The 19109-nt window shown below is 56.5% G+C and carries 14 protein-coding genes, 4 tRNA genes and 2 pseudogenes; 15 read left to right on the top strand and 5 right to left on the bottom strand.

The genetic code is table 11. The annotated features are described in order from the left end of the window. Window positions 1-169 precede the first annotated feature (169 nt). A pseudogene (locus tag AC07W5_RS21495) lies at window positions 170-433 on the top strand (hypothetical protein); the annotation flags it as partial. Window positions 434-520: 87 nt separating this feature from the next. On the opposite strand, the gene folD reads toward AC07W5_RS21495, so the two are convergent. After that, entirely contained in the window at window positions 521-1375 is an 855-nt protein-coding gene (gene folD / locus AC07W5_RS21490; protein WP_494994113.1) for a bifunctional methylenetetrahydrofolate dehydrogenase/methenyltetrahydrofolate cyclohydrolase FolD, read from the bottom strand. 280 nt (window positions 1376-1655) lie between these two features. Between folD and AC07W5_RS21485 the strand changes: the two genes are divergently transcribed. The 10 genes from AC07W5_RS21485 (at window position 1656) to AC07W5_RS21440 (ending at window position 11044) form a co-directional block, all read left to right on the top strand. Then, window positions 1656-1732 (top strand) — tRNA-Arg (locus tag AC07W5_RS21485). A gap of 40 nt (window positions 1733-1772) precedes the next feature. Continuing rightward, window positions 1773-1848, top strand: a tRNA-His gene (locus AC07W5_RS21480). Between the two features lie 56 nt (window positions 1849-1904). After that, window positions 1905-1989: transfer RNA gene (locus AC07W5_RS21475), tRNA-Leu, on the top strand. A 422-nt stretch (window positions 1990-2411) separates the two neighbouring features. Beyond that, entirely contained in the window at window positions 2412-3722 is a 1311-nt protein-coding gene (gene tig / locus AC07W5_RS21470) for a trigger factor (RefSeq protein ID WP_494994112.1), read from the top strand. A gap of 91 nt (window positions 3723-3813) precedes the next feature. Continuing rightward, on the top strand, window positions 3814-4455 hold the full coding sequence (clpP, locus tag AC07W5_RS21465) for an ATP-dependent Clp endopeptidase proteolytic subunit ClpP (protein ID WP_489072213.1): 642 nt from the start codon (window positions 3814-3816) through the stop codon (window positions 4453-4455). A gap of 106 nt (window positions 4456-4561) precedes the next feature. Beyond that, a complete protein-coding gene (gene clpX, locus AC07W5_RS21460; RefSeq protein ID WP_494994111.1) occupies window positions 4562-5845 on the top strand; it encodes an ATP-dependent Clp protease ATP-binding subunit ClpX in 1284 nt (427 codons plus the stop codon). A gap of 278 nt (window positions 5846-6123) precedes the next feature. Continuing rightward, window positions 6124-8520 (top strand): endopeptidase La, encoded by a 2397-nt coding sequence (lon, locus tag AC07W5_RS21455; protein ID WP_494994110.1) that lies wholly within the window; start codon window positions 6124-6126, stop codon window positions 8518-8520. Window positions 8521-8668: 148 nt separating this feature from the next. After that, entirely contained in the window at window positions 8669-8941 is a 273-nt protein-coding gene (locus AC07W5_RS21450; RefSeq protein ID WP_002552737.1) for an HU family DNA-binding protein, read from the top strand. 53 nt (window positions 8942-8994) lie between these two features. Further along, window positions 8995-9071 (top strand) — tRNA-Asp (locus AC07W5_RS21445). A gap of 101 nt (window positions 9072-9172) precedes the next feature. Beyond that, window positions 9173-11044 carry a SurA N-terminal domain-containing protein gene (locus tag AC07W5_RS21440; RefSeq protein WP_495024287.1) on the top strand — a complete coding sequence of 624 codons (1872 nt, stop codon included), beginning with the start codon at window positions 9173-9175 and terminating at the stop codon, window positions 11042-11044. Between the two features lie 87 nt (window positions 11045-11131). On the opposite strand, the pseudogene AC07W5_RS21435 reads toward AC07W5_RS21440, so the two are convergent. Next, window positions 11132-11367 (bottom strand): annotated as a pseudogene (locus AC07W5_RS21435) (MFS transporter); the annotation flags it as partial. A 152-nt stretch (window positions 11368-11519) separates the two neighbouring features. On the opposite strand from AC07W5_RS21435, the gene AC07W5_RS21430 reads away from it, so the two are divergent. After that, window positions 11520-12407, top strand: coding sequence for a DUF2242 domain-containing protein (locus tag AC07W5_RS21430; protein WP_494994108.1), 888 nt, complete (start codon window positions 11520-11522; stop codon window positions 12405-12407). A 231-nt stretch (window positions 12408-12638) separates the two neighbouring features. Beyond that, window positions 12639-12800 carry a hypothetical protein gene (locus AC07W5_RS21425; RefSeq protein WP_494994107.1) on the top strand — a complete coding sequence of 54 codons (162 nt, stop codon included), beginning with the start codon at window positions 12639-12641 and terminating at the stop codon, window positions 12798-12800. Between the two features lie 15 nt (window positions 12801-12815). On the opposite strand, the gene AC07W5_RS21420 is transcribed toward AC07W5_RS21425, so the two are convergent. Then, entirely contained in the window at window positions 12816-13856 is a 1041-nt protein-coding gene (locus AC07W5_RS21420; protein WP_495024286.1) for an AraC family transcriptional regulator, read from the bottom strand. Between the two features lie 3 nt (window positions 13857-13859). Further along, on the bottom strand, window positions 13860-14990 hold the full coding sequence (locus tag AC07W5_RS21415; protein ID WP_495024285.1) for a carbon-nitrogen hydrolase family protein: 1131 nt from the start codon (window positions 14988-14990) through the stop codon (window positions 13860-13862). Window positions 14991-15199: 209 nt separating this feature from the next. On the opposite strand from AC07W5_RS21415, the gene AC07W5_RS21410 reads away from it, so the two are divergent. Continuing rightward, on the top strand, window positions 15200-17239 hold the full coding sequence (locus tag AC07W5_RS21410) for an oxidoreductase (RefSeq protein ID WP_495024284.1): 2040 nt from the start codon (window positions 15200-15202) through the stop codon (window positions 17237-17239). A 207-nt stretch (window positions 17240-17446) separates the two neighbouring features. Continuing rightward, window positions 17447-18379 (top strand): 1-aminocyclopropane-1-carboxylate deaminase/D-cysteine desulfhydrase, encoded by a 933-nt coding sequence (locus tag AC07W5_RS21405; RefSeq protein ID WP_495024283.1) that lies wholly within the window; start codon window positions 17447-17449, stop codon window positions 18377-18379. Here AC07W5_RS21405 and AC07W5_RS21400 read toward each other — a convergent pair. Continuing rightward, window positions 18376-18924: a cytochrome b gene (locus tag AC07W5_RS21400; RefSeq protein WP_494994102.1), complete on the bottom strand. Its 549-nt coding sequence runs from the start codon at window positions 18922-18924 to the stop codon at window positions 18376-18378. The two genes, AC07W5_RS21405 and AC07W5_RS21400, sit on opposite strands and share 4 nt — an antisense overlap. Window positions 18925-19109 lie beyond the last annotated feature (185 nt).

Raw genomic sequence — 19109 nt, 5'->3', positions numbered from 1 at the left:
TCGAAAAACGTTACATTTTATGAGTATGGTCGAAGAACTGTCGATTGTTCTTCGGCAGCCAGTCGAAAACCTTAAAAAAATAAAAAAAACGGGGGGTATCCCTGACACGGGATGCTCCATTGCTGTGGTATCTAAACGATTTCCGTGGTGTGCGGGATATCCTGCCAAGCTGGTGCATTTGCGGGCGGCGGATCGTCATCGTTGCCAGCGCACGATCGAGGATTTTCTGCATCGCCTGTTCGACTCGCACAAGCATGACCTTAACGATGACCGGATCGTGATCGTTCATGAATTGCGCAAGCTGGCCAATGGCTTGATTGACGAGCTGGAGAGCGGTCGTTCTGATCGAGCAATCATGATGGATCTGGAAAAACGTTTGCAGAAACTGGCGCACCGTGCGCAGCTTAATGCAGCACGGGCAGAGCGGGCTTAACGATTTAAGGGTGTTTCAAGGCGCTAAAACGAAGAACCCCGCCAAGTGGCGGGGTTCTTTGTTCAAGTCTTTAAGTAATACCTGAACTTAGCTGTGCAGCGTTTCTGCCGCGTACAGCGTGTTTTCCAGCAGGCAGGCGCGAGTCATCGGGCCAACACCCCCTGGAACTGGCGTGATCCAGCCAGCGCGGGGCAGGGCGGTTTCATAAACCACATCGCCCACCAGCTTGCCGTCTTCCTGGCGGTTGATGCCAACGTCGATGACGATCGCGCCTTCCTTGATCCACTCACCTTTGACCAGACCTGGCTTGCCAGCGGCTACAACCACCAGGTCAGCGCGGCCAACGTGGCCAGCCAGGTCCTTGGTGAAGCGGTGGGTGACGGTGACGGTGCAGCCGGCCAGCAGCAATTCCATCGCCATCGGACGCCCGACAATGTTGGAAGCGCCAACCACCACTGCATCCATCCCATAAAGGTCGGCGCCGGTGCTTTCCAGTAAGGTAATGATGCCTTTAGGTGTGCAAGGGCGAAGCAGTGGAATGCGTTGCGCCAGGCGGCCGACGTTATAAGGGTGGAAACCATCCACGTCTTTGTCCGGGCGAATGCGCTCCAGCAGTCTGGAGGCATCCAGCTGTTCAGGAAGAGGGAGCTGAAGCAGGATGCCGTCGATTCTGGGGTCATCGTTCAGGCGATCGATCAGATCGGTCAGTGCTTCTTGAGTGGTGTCGGAGGGCAAGTCATAGGCTTGCGAAAGGAAGCCGACCTCTTCGCAGTCTTTACGCTTGTGCGAGACATAAACTTGAGAGGCGGGGTCGCTGCCGACCAGGATCACCGCGAGGCCAGGAGTGCGCAGGCCTTGCTGGCGACGCTCGGCGACACGTTTGGCGATCTGCTGGCGCAGGCTAGCGGCGATCGCTTTGCCGTCGATTAGTTGTGCAGTCATGACGCGTGATTAACCATCGAGAGGGGGAAGAAAAGAGAACGCATTCTCGCATGTCGTGACGTGAGGGCAAAGGCGCTTGGTCTGCAAATTCCCCTAACCCCTTTAATTAAATGAATTTTTTTCAAAAAAGAGTTGACGACCTTTCCGGTCGTCTATAACATTCGTCGCACTTGTCGGGCACAGCCTAGCACTGGTTAAGAAGGTTGAGTCGGGTTGCTGTTTAACTCGGTAAGACTGAAAGCACTTAGTTTGTAATCGTCCAAGAATACAGATTAACAAGGCGCCCGTAGCTCAGCTGGATAGAGCATCCGCCTTCTAAGCGGATGGTCGCAGGTTCGAGTCCTGCCGGGTGCGCCATTAGGCAGCTTTGGCACAAGTAACGCAACAAGGCAATATGGTGGGCGTAGCTCAGTTGGTAGAGCACGGGATTGTGACTCCCGTTGTCGAGGGTTCGATCCCCTTCGTCCACCCCATATTTAGAAAGGCGCCAGATTAATAATCTGGCGCCTTTGCTTTAAAAGCTTGATACGCGGACGTGGTGGAATTGGTAGACACACTGGATTTAGGTTCCAGCGCCGCAAGGTGTAAGAGTTCGAGTCTCTTCGTCCGCACCAATTAAGTAGCTATTTGATAGCAGATAACGGCGCAGCACCTGAAAAGGGCTGCGCCGTTTTCGTTTCAGAAGCGTGAATTTCCAGGATGGCTGCAGGCATTGGGCTGAAAGGGTGGCGAGTCATCGCCATTTTGTCGCTGGATGGTGCTGTGTTTGCCTGCCGTGTACCTTGTCGGTTCGGCTGCCAGGGATGTGCCCGCTGATTCCTTCTATATATAGAAGGGTTGGTGTAGAGGCCTTGGCGTGATTCGCTGTATTTGCTCTCAGGGCGAGGCGCAACCGTTTGTCCCCGCCTATAAATTGCCTGCTGCTTTTTTACCCGTTTTCAGTAGGGTGACTTCTTGAGTTTGACCCACTAGAATGCATGCCCTTGATTCTGGGGTCGGAAACGGCCGGCTAACGTCTGTGCAACGAGGAATATCCATGCAAGTTTCTGTTGAAAATACTTCTGCTCTTGAGCGCCGCATGAGCATCACCGTGCCAGCTGAGCGCATCGAGACCCAAGTCAACAAGCGTCTGCAGCAGACTGCCCAAAAGGCCAAAATTGCAGGCTTCCGTCCTGGCAAGGTGCCAATGAGCGTGATTCGTCAGCGTTACGAAGCTGATGCGCGTCAAGAGGCTGTGGGCGATGTGATCCAGGCTTCCTTCTACGAAGCTGTTGTCGAGCAGAAGCTGAACCCGGCTGGCGCTCCTTCCGTAGAGCCTAAAGTCCTGGAAAAGGGCAAGGACCTGGAATACGTAGCTACTTTCGAAGTGTTCCCTGAATTCACCGTTGCCGGCTTCGACTCCATCGCTGTCGAGCGCCTGAGCGCTGACGTGGCGGACGCCGATCTCGACAAGATGCTGGAAGTGCTGCGCAAGCAGAACATCCGTTTTGAGCAAGCCGATCGCGCTGCCCAGAACGAAGATCAGTTGAACATCGATTTCGTTGGCAAGGTCGACGGTGAAGTGTTCGCTGGTGGTTCTGCCAAGGGTACTCAGCTGGTTCTGGGTTCCGGCCGCATGATCCCTGGCTTCGAAGACGGTCTGGTTGGCGCTAAAGCTGGCGAAGAGCGTGTTCTGAACCTGACCTTCCCTGAGGACTATCAGAACCTGGACCTGGCCAGCAAGGCAGCAGAGTTCACTGTTACCGTGAACACTGTGTCCGAGCCGAAGCTGCCGGAATTGACCGAAGAATTCTTCGCTCAGTTCGGTATCAAGGAAGCGGGTATTGACGGTTTCCGCGCCGAAGTTCGCAAGAACATGGAGCGTGAACTGCGCCAGGCGATCAAATCCAAGGTCAAGAATCAGGTAATGGACGGTCTGCTGGCCACCAACCCGATCGAAGTGCCGAAGTCCCTGCTCGAGAATGAAGTGAACCGTCTGCGCGTTCAGGCCGTTCAGCAGTTCGGTGGCAACATCAAGCCTGATCAACTGCCGGCCGAGCTGTTCGAAGAACAAGCCAAGCGCCGCGTTGTGCTGGGTCTGATCGTTGCTGAAGTGGTCAAGCAATTCGACCTCAAGCCTGACGAAACCCGCGTTCGCGAGCTGATCCAGGAAATGGCTTCCGCTTATCAGGAGCCTGAGCAGGTTGTGGCCTGGTACTACAAGAACGACCAGCAGCTGAACGAAGTCCGTTCGGTTGTGCTGGAAGAACAAGTTGTGGATACTGTTCTGCAGAAAGCTAGCGTGACCGACAAATCGGTCTCTTACGAAGAAGCGGTCAAGCCGGTAGAAGCTCCACAAGCCGACTGATTTTTTCTTAGTTTGAAATACACACATAAGCCAGCCTTCGCGCTGGCTTATGCGTATTCAAGACATAACTATTTGGGAGTGACTGCCGGACATGTCCCGCAATTCTTATTATCAGCAGAGCTCTGACATCCAGGCCGCAGGCGGCCTGGTCCCGATGGTTATCGAGCAGTCTGCCCGTGGCGAACGTGCCTACGACATCTACTCGCGCCTTCTCAAGGAGCGGGTGATTTTCCTGATTGGTCCGGTAGAAGACTACATGGCCAACCTGGTTGCGGCGCAACTGCTGTTCCTTGAAGCGGAAAACCCGGACAAGGACATCCATCTTTACATCAACTCACCAGGCGGTTCGGTGACTGCGGGCATGTCGATCTACGACACCATGCAATTCATCAAACCTGACGTTTCGACCATCTGCATCGGCCAGGCCTGCAGCATGGGTGCTTTCCTGCTCGCCGGTGGCGCCGCGGGCAAGCGTCACTGCCTGCCTAACTCGCGCATGATGATTCACCAGCCGTTGGGCGGCTTCCAGGGGCAAGCGTCGGATATCGACATCCATGCCAAGGAAATCCTCTCTATTCGTCATCGCTTGAACTCGTTGCTGGCCCATCACACCGGGCAAAGCCTCGAAACCGTCGAGCGTGATACCGAACGTGATAACTTCATGGGCGCGGAGCGTGCGGCCGAATATGGCCTGATCGACTCCGTGATCACGAAGCGTCAAATGCCTGCCTAAGCAGCTCAAATGTAGGTGGTTGGGTTAACTGGCCACCTGCGGGCTTGAAAAAGCCTGCAATTGCCTTCATCTTGTGTTGCAAGCCTATCGGATTTGGATCGATCGAATGACTGACACCCGCAACGGCGAGGACAACGGCAAATTGCTCTATTGCTCCTTCTGTGGCAAAAGCCAGCATGAAGTACGCAAATTGATTGCCGGCCCCTCGGTCTTTATCTGCGACGAATGCGTCGACCTGTGCAATGACATCATCCGCGAGGAGGTGCAGGAAGCACAGGCTGAAAGCAGCGCGCATAAATTGCCTTCGCCTAAAGAAATCAGCAGCATCCTTGATCAGTATGTGATTGGTCAGGAGCGTGCGAAAAAGGTTTTGGCTGTAGCGGTGTACAACCACTACAAGCGCCTCAACCAGCGCGACAAAAAAAATGACGATGTCGAGCTCGGCAAAAGCAACATCTTGCTGATCGGCCCTACAGGCTCGGGTAAAACCCTGCTTGCAGAAACACTGGCTCGCTTGCTGAACGTGCCTTTCACCATCGCTGACGCCACCACCCTCACCGAGGCGGGTTATGTCGGTGAAGATGTTGAAAACATCATTCAGAAACTGCTGCAGAAGTGCGATTACGACGTAGAGAAAGCTCAAATGGGCATTGTCTATATCGATGAGATCGACAAGATCTCGCGTAAATCTGATAACCCTTCGATTACCCGGGACGTTTCCGGCGAAGGCGTGCAGCAGGCGCTGCTTAAATTGATCGAAGGCACCGTCGCTTCCGTTCCGCCTCAAGGTGGTCGCAAGCATCCGCAGCAAGAGTTCCTTCAGGTCGATACGCGTAACATCCTGTTCATTTGCGGTGGTGCGTTCTCCGGGCTGGAAAAGGTGATTCAAAGCCGTTCTACCCGTGGTGGCATCGGCTTCAACGCTGAAGTGCGTAGCAAGGAAGAGGGTAAGAAGGTTGGTGAATCCCTGCGTGAAGTCGAGCCTGATGATTTGGTCAAGTTCGGTCTGATCCCGGAGTTCGTTGGTCGTCTACCGGTTCTGGCAACCCTGGACGAGCTCGACGAAGCTGCTTTGATGCAGATTCTCACCGAGCCGAAAAATGCTCTGACCAAGCAGTACGCCAAGCTGTTCGAGATGGAAGGCGTCGATCTTGAGTTCCGTACCGACGCTCTCAAGTCGGTGGCCAAGCGTGCGCTTGAGCGCAAGACCGGTGCTCGTGGATTGCGTTCGATCCTCGAAGGTGTATTGCTGGACACTATGTATGAGATCCCCTCGCAATCCGAGGTGAGTAAAGTAGTGATCGACGAAAGCGTTATAGAAGGCAAGTCCAAGCCACTGTATCTCTATGAAAACAGTGAGCCGACAGCCAAGGCAGCGCCAGACGCTTAAGCGTCGCACTGCTGGATTTAAAGAAGGGGCCTTCGGGCCCCTTTGCTTTTGTTGTCTGTAGGAGCCGAGCTTGCTCGCGATGGACTCAAGGGTGGCGCGTTTATTCAGAAAGCACGCGTTATCGTTAACGTCCATCGCGAGCAATCCGGCTACTCTTACAGGTACAGACAGGCTTTAAGTACTGTTTTGAGCTTGTTTTTTTTCAAGGCAGCCCCCATCTTGGTTTCAAGCTTACTCCCATCTGTTTACGGCCTTATGGCCGCCGTAGAGGCGAAATCATGAAGACAACCATCGAATTGCCTCTCCTGCCATTGCGTGATGTTGTGGTTTATCCGCACATGGTTATCCCGCTGTTCGTGGGGCGCGAGAAATCTATCGAAGCCCTCGAGGCCGCGATGACGGGCGACAAGCAGATTCTCCTGCTGGCTCAGAGAAACCCTGCTGACGACGATCCCGGTGAAGACGCACTTTATCGCGTAGGTACCATTGCAACGGTTCTGCAGCTGCTCAAGCTGCCTGATGGCACGGTCAAAGTGTTGGTCGAGGGTGAGCAACGCGGTGCGATCGAGCGTTTCAGCGAAGTGGACGGCCACTGCCGCGCCGAAGTTTCGCTGATTGACGAAGTTGATGCTCCTGAGCGCGAGTCGGAAGTATTTGTCCGCAGCTTGCTGGCTCAGTTCGAGCAATATGTGCAGTTGGGCAAAAAAGTCCCTGCCGAGGTGCTGTCGTCCCTCAACAGCATCGACGAGCCGAGTCGCCTGGTCGATACCATGGCGGCGCACATGGCGCTGAAAATCGAGCAGAAGCAGGAAATTCTCGAAATCATCGATTTGTCGGCCCGGGTCGAGCACGTTCTGGCGTTGCTGGATGCCGAGATCGATCTGTTGCAAGTTGAAAAACGCATTCGTGGTCGTGTCAAAAAGCAAATGGAGCGCAGCCAGCGCGAGTACTACCTGAATGAGCAGATGAAGGCCATTCAGAAAGAGCTGGGTGATAGCGACGAGGGCCATAATGAAATCGAAGAGCTGAAAAAGCGCATCGATGCCGCCGGTTTGCCGAAAGATGCCATGACCAAGGCTCAGGCCGAGCTGAACAAGCTTAAGCAAATGTCGCCAATGTCAGCGGAAGCGACAGTGGTGCGTTCTTACCTCGACTGGCTGGTTCAGGTGCCGTGGAAGGCCCAGAGCAAAGTGCGCCTGGACCTGGCGCGGGCTGAAGATATTCTCGATGCCGACCATTACGGGCTTGAAGAAGTCAAAGAACGGATCCTCGAATACCTCGCAGTGCAAAAGCGCGTGAAGAAAATTCGTGGCCCGGTGTTGTGCCTGGTCGGTCCTCCAGGGGTGGGTAAAACCTCGCTGGCTGAATCGATTGCCCATGCGACCAACCGTAAATTTGTTCGCATGGCGCTCGGCGGCGTGCGTGACGAAGCGGAAATTCGTGGTCATCGGCGGACTTACATCGGTTCGATGCCAGGAAGATTGATTCAAAAGATGACAAAGGTTGGCGTGCGCAACCCGCTGTTCCTGCTCGATGAAATCGACAAGATGGGTAGCGACATGCGCGGTGACCCGGCTTCGGCTTTGCTCGAGGTGCTCGATCCCGAGCAGAATCACAATTTCAACGACCATTACCTGGAAGTCGATTACGACCTTTCCGATGTAATGTTCCTCTGCACCGCCAACTCGATGAACATCCCGGCGGCATTGCTCGACCGGATGGAAGTCATTCGTCTGCCCGGTTACACCGAAGACGAGAAGATCAACATCGCCGTCAAATACCTCTCGCCCAAGCAGATTCAGGCCAACGGCTTGAAGAAAGGCGAACTGGAATTCGACGCCGAAGCGATCCGCGACATCATTCGCTACTACACCCGCGAAGCCGGTGTACGTGGGCTTGAGCGTCAGATTGCCAAGGTTTGCCGCAAGGCGGTCAAAGAGCATTCTCTGGAAAAACGCTTTTCGGTGAAAGTGACCGCCGAGCTGTTGGAGCACTTCCTGGGCGTGCGCAAATTCCGCTACGGCCTGGCTGAACAGCAGGATCAGATCGGGCAAGTGACAGGCCTGGCCTGGACTCAGGTGGGTGGTGAGTTGCTGACCATCGAAGCCGCCGTGGTTCCCGGCAAGGGCCAACTGATCAAGACCGGTTCTTTGGGTGACGTGATGGTCGAGTCGATCACCGCGGCGCTGACTGTTGTTCGCAGTCGCGCGAAAAGCCTGGGGATCCCTCTGGACTTCCACGAGAAGCGCGATACCCACATCCACATGCCGGAAGGGGCTACACCTAAAGACGGTCCTAGCGCTGGTGTAGGCATGTGCACCGCTCTGGTGTCCGCACTGACCGGGATTCCGGTGCGTGCAGATGTCGCCATGACAGGTGAAATTACCCTGCGTGGTCAGGTTCTGGCGATTGGCGGCCTCAAGGAAAAGCTGTTGGCGGCACATCGCGGCGGGATCAAAATCGTGATCATTCCTGAAGAGAATGTCCGCGACTTGAAGGAAATTCCTGACAATATCAAGCAAGATCTTCAGATTAAACCAGTTAAATGGATTGACGAGGTCCTGCAAATTGCGCTGCAATACGCGCCGGAGCCCTTGCCGGATGTGGCTCCCGAGATAGTTGCAAAGGATGAAAAGCGCGAGTCTGACTCTAAGGAAAGAATTAGCACGCATTAGTACGCATTAGCCTGGGGGGCTTCCTTGACAGCTTTTTAGAGCCCTTGTTATAAAGCGGCTCTTAAGTGTCTGTAGGCCATTCAGCACTCGTTTTTGCTTTCACCAAAAAACTTAGAATCATACTCAAATAGATATAAGGGGACTTAGAGTGAACAAGTCGGAACTGATTGATGCTATCGCTGCATCCGCTGATATCCCGAAAGCTGCTGCTGGCCGTGCGCTGGACGCAGTAATCGAATCCGTCACTGGCGCTCTCAAGGCTGGCGACTCTGTTGTACTGGTTGGTTTCGGCACGTTCTCCGTTACCGATCGTCCAGCTCGCATTGGTCGTAACCCACAGACCGGTAAGACGCTGGAAATCGCAGCAGCCAAAAAACCAGGTTTCAAAGCCGGTAAAGCACTGAAAGAAGCTGTTAACTAAGTTTCTTTAAAGTCTTTACCCATCCGGGTCGGGGTCAGTCCTGACTTGGCAGCGGAGCGGTAGTTCAGTCGGTTAGAATACCGGCCTGTCACGCCGGGGGTCGCGGGTTCGAGTCCCGTCCGCTCCGCCAGTTACGAGAAGGCGCATCCTCGGATGCGCCTTTCTTCTATCCGGATTCTACCCACGCTCCACGGTTGCTTAATTTGAAGTACAACCGTTTATGGGGGACGCATGCTGCAGAATATCAGGGACAATTCACAAGGCTGGATTGCCAAGACCATTATTGGAGTCATCGTTGCACTGATGGCTTTGACCGGTTTCGACGCCATTTTCAAGGCCACCACACATACCAATGATGCGGCCAAGGTGAACGGCGAAGACATCAGCCAGAATGAGCTGAGCCAGGCGGTCGATATGCAACGCCGTCAGCTCATGCAACGGCTGGGCAAGGATTTCGATGCTTCCTTGCTCGACGAAAAGATGCTGCGTGAAGCCGCTCTGAAAGGGCTGATCGATCGCAAATTGTTGCTGCAAGGCGCAAACAGTTCGAAATTCGCTTTCTCCGAAGCTGCTTTGGATCAAGTGATCCTGCAAACGCCTGAGTTTTTGGTCGACGGCAAGTTCAGCTCCGAGCGTTTCGATCAGGTGATCCGTCAGTTGGGTTACAACCGTCTGCAATTCCGTCAGATGCTGACGCAGGAAATGCTGATCGGCCAGCTGCGTGCCGGTCTGGCAGGTAGCGGTTTCGTGACCGATGCACAGGTTATGGCTTTCGCCCGTCTGGAAAAACAGACTCGCGATTTCGCCTCCTTGAATATCAAGGCTGACCCGGCGGCAGTCAAACTGACCGATGATGAGATCAAGGCTTACTACGACGAGCACGCCAAGGAGTTCATGTCTCCTGATCAGGTGGTGATCGATTACCTCGAGTTGAAGAAATCCTCTTTCTTTGATCAGATCAGCGTCAAGGACGAGGACCTGCAGGCTCAGTATCAGAAAGAAACTGCGAACCTCTCCGAGCAACGTCGGGCGGCGCACATTCTGATTGAAGTGAATGACAAGGTGAACGAGGCGCAAGCCAAGGCCAGAATCGACGAAGTTCAACAACGTCTGGCCAAGGGTGAAAGCTTCGAAGCGTTGGCCAAAGAGTTCTCGCAGGATCCGGGCTCGGCAGCTAACGGCGGCGACCTCGGTTATGCAGGTCCAGGTGTCTACGACCCAAGCTTTGAAAAGGCCTTGTACGCCTTGAACAAGGATCAGGTTTCGGCACCGGTTCGCACTGACTTCGGTTGGCACTTGATCAAGCTGTTGGGCGTCGAGGCACCTCAAGTGCCGAGCTTTGCCAGCCTGAAAGACAAGCTGACCAAAGAGCTGAAAACCCAACAGGTCGAGCAGCGCTTTGTCGAGGCGACCAAGCAATTGGAGGACTCCTCGTTCGAAGCTTCCGATCTGTCTCAGCCGGCTCAAGATCTGAAACTGACCGTTCACACCTCGGCGCCATTCGGTCGTGAAGGTGGCGATGGTGTTGCCGCCAACCGTGCGGTTGTGCAAGCAGCGTTCAGTCCTGAAGTGCTGGATGAGGGGGCTAACAGCACCGCCATCGAGCTGGATCCGGAAACTGTTGTGGTGCTGCGCGCCAAAGAGCATCGCAAGCCTGAACAACTGCCTCTGGAAAGCGTTGCCGGCAGCATCCGCGTGCAATTGGCCAAGGAGCATGCAAGTGCTGCCGCCAAGGCCAAGGCTGAAACACTGATTGCCGGTCTGCGCGATGGCAAGACACCGTTGACCCAAGCGGTGGATGGTCAGAACTGGAAAGTGACTGGGGCCGTAACCCGTGGTCAGGAAGGCATCGATCCAACCGTGCTGCAAGCACTGTTCCGTATGCCGAAACCTGTAGCCAAGGACAAGCCGACTTTCAGCAGTGTGACCCTGGCTGATGGTAGCTTGGTGATCGTGCGTCTGAACGGCGTGAACGAAGCGGCAGCGCCTACCGAGGAAGAGAAAGCCCAGTATCGTCGCTTCCTTGCTTCGCGCATTGGTCAGCAAGACTTTGCGGCCTATCGCAAGCAACTTGAAAGCCAGGCGGACATCAAGCGCTTCTGATGCCTCACTGAGTCGACAAGTTGTAAACAAAGACCCCGGCCGCAAGGCCGGGGTCTTTGTTTATGGGTTATCGATGCCGGTAAGGGAGGCTGTGATACTGTTGACGATAGAAAAGCCGCCAATCGCAATCAGCAGCAAGGGGTGACGGCGCCAGCCCCGGTTGACGCTGGTCAGGGGGTCGCCGTCAGTAACGAGCCGAAGGCGTAAAGCGTGACCAACTGGCCGACCCGTGCTTGCGAAGCGCTCAGGTCCTCGCTCATTCGTGGCAGCAGGCCCGCCGGCAAGGTTTCTGTCATGACGGTAATGAAGCCTGCGGTGGCCAGGTTGCGGGTGTTCATGGATCATTTGTGTGCGTGATTTTTTCCCGCAAATAGCGATCAGTAAGTTTGTAACGCTTTTAAGACACTAAACGGTACGCCCATGAGCGTCGATCTGTTGCACAATACGCCTCGAACCGTTTTGCTCAGGATTTTCAATGTTTAAATCATTCCACTTGCGTGTTGCTGTACTGGCGCTTGTGATGGCGGGCGCAGCAGGTTGCTCGTCGCAAAAAGCCGCCATTTATGAGCATGAAAATTTCGCTGACTCCGGAACCTTCTCGCGCGACTACCCGATGAGCGATACCGCGACGTGCGAAGCCGCACGTCGCGCCTTGCTCAGTCAGGGCTATATCATCACCAGCAGCGATCCGAAGCTGGTCAGTGGTCACAAGAGCTTTCAGCAGACCGGTGAAACGCATATGGAGATCAGCTTCAGCGTTGTCTGTGCTGAAGACGGCAGTGCCGGTCACCACGCAACGATGTTCGCCAATGCCTTGCAGGATCGCTATGCGCTGAAAAAGACCAATAACTCCGCCAGTCTTGGGGTCGGTGTATTGGGTTCGGTGTCGATGCCAATTGGCTCCTCCGACGATTCGATGGTCAAGGTCGCCAGCGAAACAGTGTCTTCGGCCAAGTTTTATGAGCGTTTCTTTGCGCTGGTTGAACTGTTCTTGCCGCCTGAGGCCAAGAAGGCTGCGAATATCACCGAGAAGCCGAAGGCCGATCTGGGGGTGCCCGAGCCCAAAGTCGTGCCTGCTGCTGTAGCGCCAACGCCAACGCCTGCGCCTGCTGCTGTAGTGCCAACACCAACACCTGCGCCCGCTGTTGTACCGGCCGCAGAACCTGCGCCAGTTGTTGTGCCAGCAGAAAGCGCGCCAGCGGTCTCAGAGCCTGTGGCGCCGTCAGCGAAAACCGCACCGATTGTCCCTGAGCAAACCGCGGCGCCAGTCCCGTCGGCTGAAACCGTAACGCCACCGGCGAATCCAGCTTCGCTGCCGGCACCGACAGAGCCGATTCAGGCTCTGCCGGTTTCGGCTCAGTAAGCCCGGCCCGGACCGCTGCAGGATTGGCCTTGCCGATATCAATCCTGTAGCGGCTGATCGCTTGCGACAAGTGACTTCAGGCTGACTGCCCGTCATCGCCTGGCGCCTTCAGCGCGGCCAACACAATCATGCCAATACAATCGTTGCACCGCGGATGGCGGTAAATTCGCGGGGATCTGCTACGTTTGATTTTTAAGAGTCTGAGTGTCATGAAGGATTATTTTTTCCGTCATGAAGGCACTTTATGCTGAGAGCGAAGGTCATTTAAGCAATCGGTTTTACACTGCAACCAAAAAGGATGTCGCAATGGACGATTACCAGGAAGAGCTTCTCGAATATCAGGCGTTTGAACTCGATCCATTGGAACCTGCTGAAGACGCTACCGAGCTGTGATGGTGGTGGCGTGCTTCAGGCTGATTGGCGATGGCTTCGGCGAAATTCGCCTGGAGTCTGGCCATTCCAGCGTTTGAAGGCCCGTTGAAAGGCTTCGGCTGAGGCAAATCCCAGCAAGTAAGCAATCTCCCCGAACGCCAGCTCGGTGTCGCGGATGTAGGTCATCGCCAGATCACGCCGGGTGTCGTTGAGAATGGCGCGAAATTGCGTGCCTTCTTCGGCGAGCTTGCGGCGCAAAGTCCAGGTCGGCAGCTTCAGGCGTGCCGCCACTTCTTCCAGGTCGGGTTCCCGGCCACCATTGAGCAAGGGTCCCAGCAACTGAATAATGCGCTCACGCAGGCTGCGGGTTCGAGTCAGTTGCTCCAGTTCCCTTTCACACAGCTTGATCAGTAGACGCCAGGTACTGGGGCAATGCTCAGGGTTGCGCAGCGCCAGACTGGCCTGGCTCAGACGCAGCTGATTGTGCTCAGCACCAAAGTGGATAGGACAGTCACCCAGCATTGCATAGCATTCACGGTACTCCGGCTCGGCGAACTCGATGTCGATGCGCTCGGCGTGCAGCGGTTCGGGGCTCAGGCTGGATAACTGCTGTAGCCATCCGGCAATGATCGAATCCACCACGAAGCGGTTGTAGGCGTTATAGGGGCTGATGGAATAGAACCGCAGCCAGGCGCCTTGAGCATCTTCATGGAAGCTCGAATGGCCGCGATAGTTTGAGCCATACAAGGCTTCGAAACGGGTCAGGCAGCGCGCGGCTTCCCGAACTGTCGGTGCCTGGGCCGCCGTGACTCCGGCCAGGCCAGCCTGGCTGAGACGACTGAGCTGGCCCATGCGCAAGCCCAATGCCGGGTCTGCGGTCAGTTGAATGGCTGCGTGGCCCAGGCGCATGTAACGTGGAATCGACAGCCTTGCGCCGGCTTCGGCCAGGCGCGCCGGGTCGAGGCCATATTGATCGAGCAAATCCTGTGGGTCCAGGCCATGGCTGCGCACGGCGTCGGCAAGGCTATGGACAAAGCCAACAGATAGATCGCCGAGGCGCATCGGTAGCGGTTTCATCGGTTACAACCAGATGTTCAGCATGCGGGCACCGCGGGCATCGCCGTCGGTGAGGGTTTGGCCGTTGCAGCTGATAAAGCTCTGGCCGTCGCTGCCTTGATCCCAGAACTGGCCACGTAAAAACACGCTCACGCCGGCTATAGCGTGGTTGCCGGGAAGCTGGCTGGTCAGTGTCAGGTGATGCCAGGCGTCACCTTCGCTGAGCTCTCCGGGCTTGAGGCGGGTTTCGCTGGGAGTCGGCATGTTTTTGTACCCGCGCCAGGGTTTGTCCCATGTACCGCGACCGGTAACGAAGGCCGGGACGGCGATCAACTGCGCGCCCTGGTCATTGAGTTTGCGGTAATTGTCGGGGTACCAGCTGTCTCTGCCGATCAATACGCCAAGGCGTCCTGCCGGGGTATCGATGACGTTAATTGTCCTGTCGGCACCGGGCTGGATAAAACCGCGCTCATCGAACGCCGGATTACGTTGACGCTGGGGTTGGCCGATCGGCAAGCCGTCGCTGCCGAACACCAGCGTGCTGTTGTACAGCGCGCCGCGACCGGCTTTTAGCTGGCTGTCGCTGACACTTGGCTCAGGCAGCACGATGGAACCTGCCACCAGCGTTACACCAAATTCCCTGGCCAGCCCACCGAACAGTGCCTGGTAATCCCTGGCCATGGAGTCGGCTTTCATCCGCAGGTACGCGTCGTCCAGACGACTGTCGCCTGTGGCGCTGATGAGTGCCCGTGCAAACGCCAGTGGATTACTGATAGCCAGCCAGTTCATTGCCTCTTCAAGGCTGGTGGCTTGGTACACCTCATCTTTTTCGCCGCTGACCATCAGCCAGGTACCGATATGCTCCGGCAGCACGACGATGGTTTTGTCATTCAGCAAGCCTAGATCCAGGGCTTGCTGCAAATAGGCCGCAAGCTTGCGATGCAATTGCCGGGGGCTTTGATAATCGGTGGGGAACAGTTCGGGCTGGATGCCCAGAAGGTTGCCGCGATCGGCGCGAATACCGTGATCCACGGCGAGCTTGATCCGCAAGTCCGACAAGTAATGGCCGACGGGGCGTTCGGCGGTCCACATCGCATAGAGGGTGATGGCGGCGATCAAAGCCAAGGAAAAGGTGAGGCTGAGAAGTTTGCGCATGGGAAAACAGTAAGCGGCCGCATACAGGGTTTACCGACTAGGGTAGGGCCCATGCATGCGATTGCCAAGGGGCGCTGCACATTTGGATCAATAAGTTGTCAGTTACGGTCATTGAGCGGCGAGAGGTGTGCTCTTAGTCTGTCGAACATAACTGATGGGAGCCAAAGAGTTCCTGCACTTTTCCGTGATTGCTCGTTATGGAGTTACCGATGGCCGCCGCTCATTACCCGCACCTGTTGGCCCCGCTGGATCTGGGTTTCACCACGTTGCGCAATCGCACCCTGATGGGGTCGATGCACACTGGTCTGGAAGAAAAGCCCGGCGGTTTTGAGCGTATGGCGGCGTACTTCGCCGAGCGTGCCCGTGGTGGCGTTGGTTTGATGGTCACCGGCGGCATTGGCCCGAACGAGGAAGGTGGTGTGTACTCGGGCGCGGCCAGACTGACCACCGAGCAAGAGGCGCAAAAGCACCAGATCGTGACCCGCGCGGTACACGAGGCGGGCGGCAAGATCTGCATGCAGATCCTCCACGCCGGGCGTTATGCCTACAGCCCGAAACAGGTCGCGCCAAGCGCCATCCAGGCGCCGATCAACCCGTTCAAGCCCAAAGAACTGGACGAGGAAGGTATCGAGAAGCAAATCAGCGACTTCGTCACCTGTTCGACCCTGGCGCAAAAAGCCGAGTACGACGGCGTCGAAATCATGGGCTCTGAAGGCTACTTCATTAACCAGTTTCTGGCGGCGCATACCAACCACCGTACTGACCGCTGGGGTGGCAGCTTCGAGAACCGCATGCGTCTGCCGGTGGAAATCGTGCGCCGCGTGCGCGAGGCCGTAGGGCCGAATTTCATCATTATCTATCGCCTGTCGATGCTTGATCTGGTGGAAGGCGGCAGCACCTGGGAGGAAATCGTCCAGCTGGCCAAGGCTATCGAGCAGGCCGGTGCGACCATTATCAATACCGGGATCGGCTGGCATGAGGCGCGGATTCCGACCATCGCCACCAAAGTCCCGCGTGCTGCGTTCAGCAAGGTCACCGCCAAGCTGCGCGGTGAGGTAGCGATCCCGTTGATCACCACCAACCGCATCAACACCCCGGAAGTCGCCGAGCAGATTCTCGCTGAAGGCGACGCGGATATGGTCTCGATGGCGCGGCCGTTCCTTGCCGACCCGGACTTTGTCAACAAAGCCGCTGCCGGGCGCGGCGACGAGATCAACACCTGCATCGGTTGCAATCAGGCCTGCCTGGATCACACCTTCGGCGGCAAGTTGACCAGCTGTCTGGTGAACCCGCGGGCCTGCCACGAAACCGAACTCAATTACCTGCCGGTGCAGCAGATCAAGAAAATCGCCGTGGTTGGCGCCGGGCCTGCGGGCTTGTCGGCGGCTACCGTCGCGGCGGAACGTGGGCATCAGGTGACGCTATTCGATTCCGCCAGCGAGATCGGTGGCCAGTTCAACATCGCCAAGCGCGTGCCGGGCAAGGAGGAGTTCTTCGAAACCCTGCGCTATTTCAAACGCAAGTTGCAAACCAGCCATGTCGAGCTGTGCCTGAACACCCGGGTCGACGTCGAGCAACTGGTGGCTGGCGGTTATGACGAGATCATTCTCGCCACCGGTATCGCCCCTCGTTTGCCGGCAATTCCCGGCATCGAAAATGCCAAGGTCTTGAGCTACCTGGACGTGATTCTTGAGCGCAAGCCTGTCGGCAAAAACGTGGCGGTGATCGGTGCGGGCGGTATCGGCTTCGACGTGTCGGAATTTCTCGTCCATCAGGGGGTGTCCACCAGCCAGAACCGCGAGGCGTTCTGGAAGGAGTGGGGCATCGATACCCACCTCGCTGCACGTGGTGGTGTCGCCGGTATCAAGGCTGAGCCCCATGCACCGGCGCGTCAGGTGTTCCTGCTGCAACGCAAGACGTCCAAAGTCGGCGACGGCCTGGGCAAGACCACTGGCTGGATTCATCGCACGGGCCTGAAGAACAAGCAGGTGCAGATGCTCAACAGCGTCGAATACCTGAAGATCGACGATGCCGGGTTGCACATCCGCATCGGGGAGGCAGGCGAGCCGCAAGTATTGCCGGTGGACAACATCGTGATTTGCGCAGGACAAGACCCGTTGCGCGAGCTGCAGGACGGCCTGCTGTCGGCCGGACAGAACGTGCACCTGATTGGTGGTGCGGACGTGGCCGCTGAACTGGACGCCAAGCGGGCGATCAATCAGGGTTCGCGATTGGCGGCGCAATTGTAACGGCCCCCTGTAGCAGCTGGCGTAGCCTGCGTTCGGCCGGCACGGCCGTAATACCTGACGCCACGCTCCCGAAGCAAGATAGGGGACTCAGGTTTTACGACCGCTACGCGGCCGAACGCAGGCTACGCCAGCTGCTACAACGACGGCCGCGCTCGCTGCTAGACTGGGGTCTTTTCCACGCAGCGTGTTGCCGATGCTTTTCCTGCCATGAGCCTGGGTCCCTTCGACTGGCTACCCAGCGCGCCCCTTGAACACCTTCATCTGGATTGGCTGACACAGGCCAATATTCAGGTTGCCATCCTGCGTCTGGACCTCATCGACCCGCTGATCTGCGGCAACAAGTGGTTCAAGCTGATCAAACATCTGGCCGCAGCCGATCAAGTCGGGGCCAAGGGCATCATCAGCCTGGGCGGTGCTCACTCCAATCATTTGCACGCGCTGGCAGCGGCGGGAAAGCGTTTCGGTTTTCCCACTGTCGGTTTGCTGCGTGGTCACCCACAAGAAACCCCGACCGTACTGGATTTGCAGGCCTTCGGCATGCAACTGCATTGGCTGGGTTATGGCGGCTATCGCGCGCGGCATGAGCCTGGCTTCTGGCTGCCGTGGCAAGCGCAATACCCGCATTTGCAACCAGTACCCGAAGGCGGGGGCGGTTTACCCGGCGCGCAAGGGTGCGCGGGATTGCTGGAGATGGCGCGCAATCAACTGAGTGCACTGGGCTGGAACGACTATGACGCCTGGTGGCTGGCCGCCGGGACAGGGACCACACTGGCCGGTCTGGTACTGGCCGAGGCGGGCGCGCATCCGGTCTATGGCGCGTTGGCAGTGCCTGATGATCATGGGGTCGCTCAACAGATCGAGACGATAGTCCGGCAAGCAGGATTATGCGATCCGGTGTATGAGCTGTTCGATGGCAGTCGCGGCGGCTTCGCCAAGGTCGATCCGGCGTTGCTTGAGTTCATCGAGTTGACCGAGAAGCACAGTGGTATACCGCTTGAACCGCTGTACACCGGCAAAGCACTGTTGGCGCTCAAACAACATATCGAAGCGGGGGGCCTGGCCCAGGGAGCACGATTGATCTTTGTGCACACCGGAGGTTTGCAGGGCCGTCGGGGATTCACTGCTATGGGTAAGGATTAGCCGCGTTTTGGCATCATCCGCAGCAGCGTGTTATCGCGCACCACATAGTGGTGATACAAGCTGGCCACGGCGTGCAGGCCAATCAGCCAGTAACCGATGGTACCGCCCAGCTCGTGCCAACCCTGGAGCTGCTTGGCAAATGCCTTGTTTTCGTGAACCAGCAACGGTAAGTCCACCCCGTAGAACATGACCTGGTTGCCCTTGGCACTGGTAATCAGCCAGCCGAGGATGGGCATGGCGATCATGAATACGTACAGCGCCAGATGCATCAGTCTGGATACAAGCATCTGCCAGCCAGGTGGCGTCGGCAGGATTTTCGGCGCGACACCGAGGCTTCGTGCGAACAGGCGCAGCCAGACCAGCAGGAACACGGTCAGGCCGAGCATGTAGTGTGCTTCCGTGATCAAGGTCCGACCACCGCTGCCCTTGGGGAATATGCCGCGAAATTCGATACAGGCGTAGACCACTGCCAGCAACACCAGCATCAACCAATGCAATGCAATCGACACCGTGCTGTAACGCGACTCGGTATTTGTCCAGGGCATGCGGTGTCCCTCACTTATCAGGTCACAAGCCTCCGTTCTTGCTCGACGGAGTTCTATAACTGTAATCCTGTTTCTGTGGGATTGCCTGAGGCAGATCAGGCTTTTCTTCGGCGTATAAATACTCTGGGATGGTTATCTGACACAAAAAAGCGGCAGCCCCGATCAAGGGCTGCCGCTTTTTTGTG

The organism is Pseudomonas sp. GW821-FHT01E05, assembly GCF_059422425.1.
Note: the sequence above shows the minus strand (reverse complement) of the source record. Positions and strands in the feature narration are given on the sequence as shown.

Bases quoted from the DNA above. Each gene is read 5' to 3' on its own strand.
- AC07W5_RS21410 (WP_495024284.1), top strand. From the start codon at position 15,200: ATGGCCGCCGCTCATTACCCGCACCTGTTGGCCCCGCTGGATCTGGGT.
- folD (WP_494994113.1), bottom strand. From the start codon at position 1,375: ATGACTGCACAACTAATCGACGGCAAAGCGATCGCCGCTAGCCTGCGC.
- AC07W5_RS21420 (WP_495024286.1), bottom strand. From the start codon at position 13,856: ATGAAACCGCTACCGATGCGCCTCGGCGATCTATCTGTTGGCTTTGTC.
- tig (WP_494994112.1), top strand. From the start codon at position 2,412: ATGCAAGTTTCTGTTGAAAATACTTCTGCTCTTGAGCGCCGCATGAGC.
- AC07W5_RS21425 (WP_494994107.1), top strand. From the start codon at position 12,639: ATGAAGGCACTTTATGCTGAGAGCGAAGGTCATTTAAGCAATCGGTTT.
- AC07W5_RS21405 (WP_495024283.1), top strand. From the start codon at position 17,447: ATGAGCCTGGGTCCCTTCGACTGGCTACCCAGCGCGCCCCTTGAACAC.
- AC07W5_RS21400 (WP_494994102.1), bottom strand. From the start codon at position 18,924: ATGCCCTGGACAAATACCGAGTCGCGTTACAGCACGGTGTCGATTGCA.
- AC07W5_RS21440 (WP_495024287.1), top strand. From the start codon at position 9,173: ATGCTGCAGAATATCAGGGACAATTCACAAGGCTGGATTGCCAAGACC.
- AC07W5_RS21415 (WP_495024285.1), bottom strand. From the start codon at position 14,990: ATGCGCAAACTTCTCAGCCTCACCTTTTCCTTGGCTTTGATCGCCGCC.
- clpP (WP_489072213.1), top strand. From the start codon at position 3,814: ATGTCCCGCAATTCTTATTATCAGCAGAGCTCTGACATCCAGGCCGCA.
- clpX (WP_494994111.1), top strand. From the start codon at position 4,562: ATGACTGACACCCGCAACGGCGAGGACAACGGCAAATTGCTCTATTGC.
- AC07W5_RS21430 (WP_494994108.1), top strand. From the start codon at position 11,520: ATGTTTAAATCATTCCACTTGCGTGTTGCTGTACTGGCGCTTGTGATG.
- lon (WP_494994110.1), top strand. From the start codon at position 6,124: ATGAAGACAACCATCGAATTGCCTCTCCTGCCATTGCGTGATGTTGTG.